General features: G+C 64.5%; 6 protein-coding genes and 1 pseudogene. 3 read left to right on the top strand and 4 right to left on the bottom strand.

Annotated features, from left to right (window positions below; all coding sequences use genetic code 11):
* Positions 1 to 7: 7 nt before the first annotated feature.
* Both OWR29_RS47505 and OWR29_RS47510 read right to left on the bottom strand, forming a co-directional pair.
* Positions 8 to 427 (bottom strand): response regulator, encoded by a 420-nt coding sequence (locus OWR29_RS47505; protein WP_267570313.1) that lies wholly within the window; start codon positions 425 to 427, stop codon positions 8 to 10.
* 202 nt (positions 428 to 629) lie between these two features.
* Entirely contained in the window at positions 630 to 1,436 is an 807-nt protein-coding gene (locus OWR29_RS47510) for a mechanosensitive ion channel family protein (RefSeq protein ID WP_438872750.1), read from the bottom strand.
* Positions 1,437 to 1,940: 504 nt separating this feature from the next.
* Here OWR29_RS47510 and OWR29_RS47515 point away from each other — a divergent pair.
* Entirely contained in the window at positions 1,941 to 3,146 is a 1,206-nt protein-coding gene (locus OWR29_RS47515; protein ID WP_267570315.1) for a PP2C family protein-serine/threonine phosphatase, read from the top strand.
* A 127-nt stretch (positions 3,147 to 3,273) separates the two neighbouring features.
* Here OWR29_RS47515 and OWR29_RS47520 read toward each other — a convergent pair whose 3' ends face one another.
* Positions 3,274 to 4,077, bottom strand: a complete 804-nt coding sequence (locus OWR29_RS47520; RefSeq protein WP_267570316.1) for a SigB/SigF/SigG family RNA polymerase sigma factor — start codon at positions 4,075 to 4,077, stop codon at positions 3,274 to 3,276.
* 537 nt (positions 4,078 to 4,614) lie between these two features.
* Complete coding sequence (locus OWR29_RS47525) at positions 4,615 to 5,457, bottom strand: transporter substrate-binding domain-containing protein (protein ID WP_267570317.1); 843 nt, start codon at positions 5,455 to 5,457, stop codon at positions 4,615 to 4,617.
* Positions 5,458 to 5,574: 117 nt separating this feature from the next.
* Between OWR29_RS47525 and OWR29_RS47530 the strand changes: the two genes are divergently transcribed.
* Together OWR29_RS47530 and OWR29_RS47535 are read left to right on the top strand one after the other, a co-directional pair.
* On the top strand, positions 5,575 to 7,149 hold the full coding sequence (locus OWR29_RS47530) for a methyl-accepting chemotaxis protein (protein WP_267570318.1): 1,575 nt from the start codon (positions 5,575 to 5,577) through the stop codon (positions 7,147 to 7,149).
* A gap of 329 nt (positions 7,150 to 7,478) precedes the next feature.
* A pseudogene (locus OWR29_RS47535) lies at positions 7,479 to 8,144 on the top strand (hypothetical protein); the annotation flags it as partial.

Consider the following 8,144-nt stretch of genomic DNA (forward strand, 5'->3'; position numbering starts at 1 on the left):
TCCGCCGTCAGACGCCGGGCCGAACAGCGATCTCTGAGTAGAAGCGATTGATCAGCTGGACGACCGACTCGAACGAGTCGAGGTCCATCGGCTTCGTGACGAACGCGTTAGCGTGCTCGCCGTAACTCGCCAAAATGTCTTCGGCAGCGCTGGAAGTAGTCAGCACGACGATCGGGATCGTCTTCAGACCGGGATCACTCTTGATATGCGCCAGAACCTCATGGCCTCCGAGGCGAGGCATGTTGAGGTCCAACAGCACCAGGTCCGGGCGCTGCGACTCGGCATGTTCGCCCCGTTGATACAGGTAATCGAGCGCTTCCTGCCCGTCGACGACGCGGTACACGGTGGGGGGATGATCCGCCGACTCGAGCGCTTCTCGGATCATGAGGGTGTCGGCGTCGTCGTCGTCGACGACCAACACTGTCATCGGTGAGGCTTCCACTCGACATGACCTCTCGACGTGCGGCCTTTGCCTACCAGCAAATATATGCGGATCCGACAGCTGTGCTCGCACCGGTGTTCCTGTCGGAAGGAACTGATCGCTGCATACGCCGCTTCACCACGGCGATTTTGATCCAGCGCACTGCGGGCTGGCCGGTTGGCGACCAGCCCGCAGCGCGCCGGTTGAATCAGAGAGTGCCACCACTGTTGCGGTTGATCGGCACGGTGGGCGATTCGGTAGCCGGGTAGGCGGACTGGGATGGCAGGGTGTTCGGCTGGGTGTTGGTGACGCCGCCACCGGTCGGGTAGCCGCCGGCCGAGCGGGCGGTCAGGTTCGAGGCTTCCTGCTCGGCGGTGTTGAGCCAGCGTTCCCACCGGTGCTGCATTGGCTTGATGGCGCCGCCGCCGACGCCGACGATGAGCACGCCGGCGATGATCGCCAGGACGGTGATCAGGATGGGAGTCGTGACGGTGGTGGCGACACCGATCTGGTTGAGCGCGGCGATGATGCCCAGGCCCAGGATGAATACCGAGGCGATGTTGGCAAGCAGCTTGCCGTAGGACAGGCCGCCCAGGCTGGCGGTGATCAGGTCCTTGACGCCCTTGGCGATGGCGGAGGCCACCACAATGATGAGGATGGCCACGAAGGCCCGGGGCAGCCATGTCACGACGCCGGTGATCAGGTCGGAGATGGGGTTCGGTCCCCAGATCCCGAAGGCGAGCTGCAGGGTGAACAGCAGGATTGCGTAGTAGGCCAGTTTGGCGATGATGTCGCTGGCATCGTACTTCGAGCGCTGCAAGGCGGTCTTGACACCACCGCGCTCCACCAACCGGTCGAATCCGACACGCTCGAGGATTTTGTCGACGAGCTTGCGGACGGCTTTGGCGATGAGCCAGCCCACCAGCAGGATGACCAGGAATGCCAGCGCCTTGGGCAGGAACAGCAGGATGGAGCGCAGCATGTCGCCGACGCCGTCAGTGATTCTGTCTGACATTTAGGGTCCTTCGATTTAAGGGCTCGGGGATGAAGCCGAGCCGTCGATTACCCTCTCGAGCAGCCAAGGCAAACTCGTTATGGACGATTATTGCTAGCCATACACCTTCAGTCGTGCGCGCTGCCTTCATGGGCTGTCTTCGACACTCTCCAATGCGACGAGATGGCGGCCTCAGCATCGTTTATGACATAAACGACGCAGGTGACACATCGGGCGTCGATGCTTGGTTGCAGCTCAGCGCACGTATAACTCGATGTTTATGCCGTAAACTGCATACTTGCAGAGGGCGGTGTGACAGTCTCCCCTTCGTTGCGTTGCGCTGCTTGCCCTACCCCTGATCCGGTCCTAGAGTTTCGTTGCTGTAAAGTCACGGCCCCGCGCCTCTACGGCAAGAGGCTCTCGGGTGTCTGCCACCGCAAATAATGACGCCGGACGTTATCGTGTCCACGTCGGATTAGCTCGGCGATCGATCGGGGTGCGAACCGGCGGAGGGAAGGTCATGCGGTGGGCGCGCTCGAAGCGGTACGGCAGCTGATTCGACAGGGATACCGCGCTCGCCCCGAGGATCTGGCTGACATGGCCATGCAGGCGGCCCCGCTGCTCGGCGTGCAAGCTTTAGTGATTTACGTCGTCGACCATCAGCAGCGGACGCTCCTGCCCTTAACCGGCGACCGGTCACCGGCCGGTAAGCCGGAACCGATCGACGGCACCTTGGCCGGCCGGGCATACAGCACCGTGTCCCCTACCTTGAGCCGGCCGGATGACGGCGAGCAGGTGCTTTGGGTTCCGTTGCTGGACGGCAGCGAACGCATGGGTGTCTTGCAGGTCTTTGCCGATCGGCCGCTTACCGATCAGGAGGTCGCCGACTGCGCCACCGTCGCTGCGTTGGTGGGCGAGCTTGTGGTCACCGGTGACCTGTACAGCGACACCATTGAACGACTGCGCCGCCGTGAGCCCATGCGGCTAGCCGCCGAGATGCTGCGCGCCCAGCTCCCCCCGTTGACCTTCGCCACCAGCCGCACGGTTATCGCTGGCATCCTCGAGCCGTGCTACGACGTCGGCGGTGACGCCTTCGACTATGCCGTCAACGGCGAGACCGCCCACCTGGCGCTGTTCGACGCCGTCGGCCACGGCTCGGCCGGCGGCATGCGGGCCGTGGTGCTCGCCTGCATTGCCATAGCCGCGTACCGCAACGCCCGCCGCGCCGCCATGGACCTCACGGCCACCTACCATCACCTCGACAACGCCGTACGTGAACACGACCGCACTGGCCTGATCACCGCGGTCCTGGCGGAACTCGACCAGCACACCGGCATCCTTCGAGTAATTTCGGCCGGGCACCCCAGTGGCATCGTGCTGCGCCGTGGCCGGGTCGTCACAGTCCTGCCCACACCCACTGCCCTGCCCGTCACCCTCGGCGACCGGCGGCCACCCGTCATCGTCCAAGAGGTTCTCGAGCCCGGCGACCAAATTCTGCTGTACACCGATGGCATCATCGAGGCACGCGACCGCGACGGCGACGCCTTCGGTATTGACCGGCTCATCAGCTTTGCCGAACGGGCCCTGTCGGAGAGTCTGCCCGCCGCCGAAACCGCGCGGCGGCTGGTGCACGCCATCCTCAAGCACCAGGACGACTGCCTTCAGGACGACGCCACAGTCCTGCTTTTGCAGTGGCAGGGCCCGGTGAACCCGGAGATGCCGGTGTCATAGCGCGTCGATACGACAGCGCGACGCCGACTGGCGCTGAAGCATTGTGTAAGGCCACCTAGGCAAGTGTCTGAGGCGGCGAAGACGTCGGACGGCACCGGCGTTAGACAGGTGACACGCCGCAGCGGACTCAGCAGTCGCCCATCTGAGCGCGCAACTTGACCAGAGCCTTGGTGAGCAGACGCGAGACATGCATCTGGGAGACACCGACATGTTCGGCGATCTGCGTCTGAGTCAGGTTGCCGTAGAAGCGCAGATGGATGATTTTCTGCTCACGTTCGTCGAGCGTCGCCAGAGCAGGCCCCAGCGCGATGCGGAACTCGGTCATCTCGTACTCACGGTCCTCGCCGCCGAGGGTGTCACCGAGTTCGGTGGTGCCCTCCGCGCTGACCGGGGTGGACAGGCTGGTCGCGTTGTACGCGCGTGCCCCTTCCAACCCTTCCAGCACCTCCTCCTCGGTCACGCCGAGATGGGCGGCAACGTCAGTCACGGTGGCCGCCCGGCCGAGCTTGGTGGTGAGCTCGTTATTGGCCGCGGTGATCGCCAGGCGCAGTTCCTGCAGCCGCCGTGGAACCCGGACGGACCAGGTGCGGTCACGGAAATGACGCTTGATCTCGCCCATGATCGTCGGAATGGCGTATCCGATGAAGTCGATGCCGCGGTCGGCTTGGAACCGATCGACCGCCTTGATCAATCCGACGACGCCGACCTGGAACAGGTCGTCAACCGGCTCGCCACGCCCGGCATAGCGCTGGGCGAGGTGACGGGTCAGCGGCAACCACGCCTCGATGGTCCTGTCACGCAGCGCCGCCCGGCAAGGATGACCGGCCGGCAAGGCCACCATCGCCGCGATCAACTCGCTCGCGGTGTCGGTACTGGTCGCACCGGCCGCGGCGTTCTCGGCGGGTAGGGCGGAGGCGGTGATGACCGTCATGTGTCAGGCTCCCTGGTGGCATCAGCGGAAGGAAGTCCCGCTGCGGCGCCACCTGATATGCCCGCAAGCATCAGGGCGTCAAACCACCCGGCCCGAGAAGTCACCCGTACACGGCGCTGTGTCGTGCGGGCAAGTCTTGTCATGCGGCTGTATGACCAGGTCACCGCTTCGCACCGTCCGGAGGGCAGGAGGGTGACGCAGGGGTTGCCTGCGGCAGGTCGGCGCCTCAGGGATCTGCAATATTTGCCCCCAGCGCCTCGGACACAACGCAGTAGGACTTCACGTCGGCCACCAGGCGCAGCGGCTGTCGTGCTGGGGCACAGCTCAGCGTGTCTACAGCTGAGGTGATGACCATAATAGGCGATCATCGGCCGTCCGTTCCATAACTGGCTGTGACTGTCCGCTGAGCCTGCCGTACGACGGGTGTCGCTCGTGTTCCCGCGCTTCGCCCACCACCTTCAGGCGCCGGCATGCTCGTCCAACGCCGCGCTGTTCGACGGTGCCGTTCTCGCAACCGCCGTAGAGATCTGCGGAGACCTAGGCTCCTCCGTTGATGGCGCCGGTGCGCAGGGCGCCCTCCTTGACTTTCCATTTGGTCAGCAGCGCGTCGTACGTGCCGTCACTGATCGCCGAGTAGAGGGCGGCCTGGATCGCAGCCGTGAGCGGCTTACGGTCCTTGGCCACGCCGATGCCGTACGGGATGGCTTCGATCTGTGGCCCCGACAGCTCGAGCGAGGTCATCTTCTCGACGTCGAGCGCAGCGATGGGGAAGTCGTTGAGCGCGGCGTCAGCCTTCCCGTCACGTACCGAGGCTGAGGGCCGGTCGGTGAGCACGACAGTAAGGTTTTTGCGGCCGCAAGCAGCTTTCTGAGCCTTTGCCATGTCGACGAAGACGGTGTCCGGCTGAGCCGCTACCCGCCGGCCGCACAGCCCCGGCATGCCTCCGATATCGCCCGTGCCCTTCGGCACGACGATGGAGGTGCCGGCATTGAGGTAGTCGACGAAGTCGACCTTCTTCTGCCGCTCGGCCCGGTCGAACATCGACGAGATCGACGCGTCAATCTGCTTGCTGCTGACCTGCTTGAGCAAATCACCGAAAGGCACGGTGCGCCATTCGACGCGGGCGCCCAGCTTAGCTGCAATGGCTTGGGCGATGTCGATGTCCAGCCCGGCGTAGGCGGAGCCGCGCTTGAACGTCATGGGTTCGAACGTCGGGTCGGTTCCGAACACCAGGACGCCACCTCGGTTGACGGAGCCGGCGAGCGCGGTGCGTGCTTCGGCGAGCCGGTCGATGGAATGCTCGGCCTGTTCGCTCGCTGCGCATCCCGTCAAGCCTGCGACGGAGACGACCAGGACGGCAAGGACGTTGACGATACGCATGACGGGCCTCCGGAGTCGCCTCCTATGTTTCATCGACCGTTGCGGTACAGCCCTTAGCCGATCTGGTCATGCCGGGCCGGCGACGGCGATAGCGTGCCTGCAGGGACAGGAGGCGATATGAAGTTCACCATCCGCCGTCAGATCGCGACCTTGGCCGTGGCCGGGTTCGTGCTGGTCATCGTGGCCGGAGCCATCGGCTACCGCGGCACCTCTTCCATCGCCGACCAGCAGGTACTGGCCCGTGATGCCGCACGCGCATCGCAGGCGGCCCAGTCGATCGACATCGCCCGTGCGCTGTTTCGGGGCAACGTCCTCGCTACCCTGGTGACCAATAACGCAACCGAACGTCAGAGCGTTCTGGACCGGCTCGGGGACAACGTCGCCCAGGCTCGTACCGGCGTTGACGACGTCATCCGCTACGTTCCCGACCTACGCGCGCCGGCTGATGCGGTGCTCCCCGTTCTTGATGAACTGATCGCGTCCGGTCAGCGTATGGTTACGCTGGCCAGCCGTGTCGCCTCCGATCCCGGACGTACGGCCGCACTGGCCACCCGCTCCGCCTACGACAAGGTCGACGCCAAGGCCGCACTGGCCGTCGCCGATCTGGCCACGGCCATCAATCAACGCGTCCAGCAGTCCTCCGAGCAGGCGGCAACAGTGGCGGCCAACGCTAAACGCCTCACCGTGGTGACCGGCCTCGTGTCGGCTGTTCTGCTGGGCGGGGCGGCGCTGCTGCTCGCGCGGCGCATCGCCCGACGCGTGCATCACAGCCTCGCGGCGGCCCGGGCCATCGCCGGATACGATCTGACCGTCGACGCGACTCTGGCGGGCGGCGACGAACTGTCGCAACTCGGCGGCAGTCTGGACGACATCGCTCGTTCCCTGCGCGGGGCTATGAAGGAGATCGGTAACAACGCGAGTGCGGTGGCCGCCGCCTCCGAGGAGTTGAGCGCCACGAGCCGTCAGCTGTCCGAGGGCGCGGGTACCGCCTCGTCGGAGGCGGGTCAAGCCAGCGGGCAGATTACGGAAGTGACGGCTAGCGTCGATGGAGCCACCGCATCCGCGCACGGTCTCGAGATGTCGATCGACGACATCACCGCGGCGGTTGCCGAAGCGGGCTCCGTCGCCCGTGAGGCGGTCGAGCTGGCCCTTTCCACCAATCAGACGATCGAGCGTCTTCGTGTTTCCAGCGAGCAGGTGTCTGCGGTCGTCAGCATTATCACGGCAATCGCCGAACAGACCAATCTGCTGGCCCTCAACGCCACGATCGAGGCGGCCCGGGCCGGTGAGCAGGGCAAGGGCTTCGCGGTGGTCGCCGGCGAAGTCAAGGACCTGTCGAGGGAGACAGCCACGGCGACAGGCGACATCACCGCCAAGGTTGCTGCCATGCAACGCGACACCACCGGTGCGCTCGAAGCCATTACCCGGATCACCGAGGTGATCGATCGCGTCGATAATCTGCAGGGCACCATCTCGTCGGCGGTCACGAGTCAGACACATGCAACAGGTAAGATCGTCGCCAGCATCGACTCTGCGGTGCGCTCCGCCACCGGTGTGGCTGACTCGATCAGCCGCGTGGCCAACACAACAATTCTCACTCACGAGGCAGCTACGCAGACCGAAGCGGCAGCCACTGAACTGGCGTCCTTGTCGCAAGAACTGCGTTTGCTCTCCGGCCGGTTCCGCCACTGAGAAGCATCAGCAGAGCTGTCTACCGCCAGGGACCCCCATCCGGTGCAGCGTGGGCGTCAGCCTCGCTAATCTTTTCGACAGCCGTGCTGTGAACTGCGAGCGAGTTGCCGTCGCCCAGAGCGACTTTCACGGATGCACTGAGTGAGAGGGTGTGCGGTTTTTGGCTGGTACGGCGTTGGCGGCGTGTCTACGCCTGGACGGCGCCGATCAGGGGATGTAGCCGAACGGTGCTCGCCTGCGGCTTCTGTCTGCGACTATCGGAGTTGCCTGCTTGGCCACCGAGCATGCTCGACGCTCGATCGTCTGGTAACTCTCGCCGAGGAGCAACCGTGAGAAGAGCCAGAAAAACGTTCAGTGCCATGCTCATCGGGGGTTTGATCCTGACCGTTGGGCTGACGGTGTCGATGGGTGCAGCCGGCGTGGTCATGCTGACCTCGGTCACCAACAGTAAAGACGCCGTGATTGCGTCAGCGACCCACCGGCTGTCAGCGAGCGAACAGCTGAACGTTCTGGCAGAGAGACGAATCGGCGACTACCGATTCTATATTTTGAATCCAACTACTGAGCACCTGGCAGCTATCGCCGATAGCCGGGCCCAATTCCTCGGCACGGTCAATCAACTACGTACGCTGATCAACGATGCGAGGCAGGCCGCGCTGCTCAACGAAGTCTCCGCGGCCGAAGAGGCCTACGATGCGGCCTTGACCCCGTCGATCAAACGGCGGGTACAAATCGGCAGTTTGATCACTCTGTCGCAGCTCAACGCCGATAAAATCGCGCCCGCACGTCTGAAGCTTCAGAACGCTATCGCCGGGTTCATTGCCCAGGTACAGGCAGATGTGCAACGCCAGGGTGAGGCCTCGACACGGAGCGGCACCCGGGCCATCATCCTCATCTGTACGCTGGGCGCGTTGTCGGCTGTCTCGGCCGTCGTGGTCACCGTCCGCCTGCGCCGGCGTTTGCGTCGTGATGTGGGCGCTGCCGTCGGTCACATT

This window comes from Paractinoplanes pyxinae (assembly GCF_026626335.1).
In the GTDB taxonomy this organism is placed as follows: domain Bacteria; phylum Actinomycetota; class Actinomycetes; order Mycobacteriales; family Micromonosporaceae; genus Actinoplanes; species Actinoplanes pyxinae.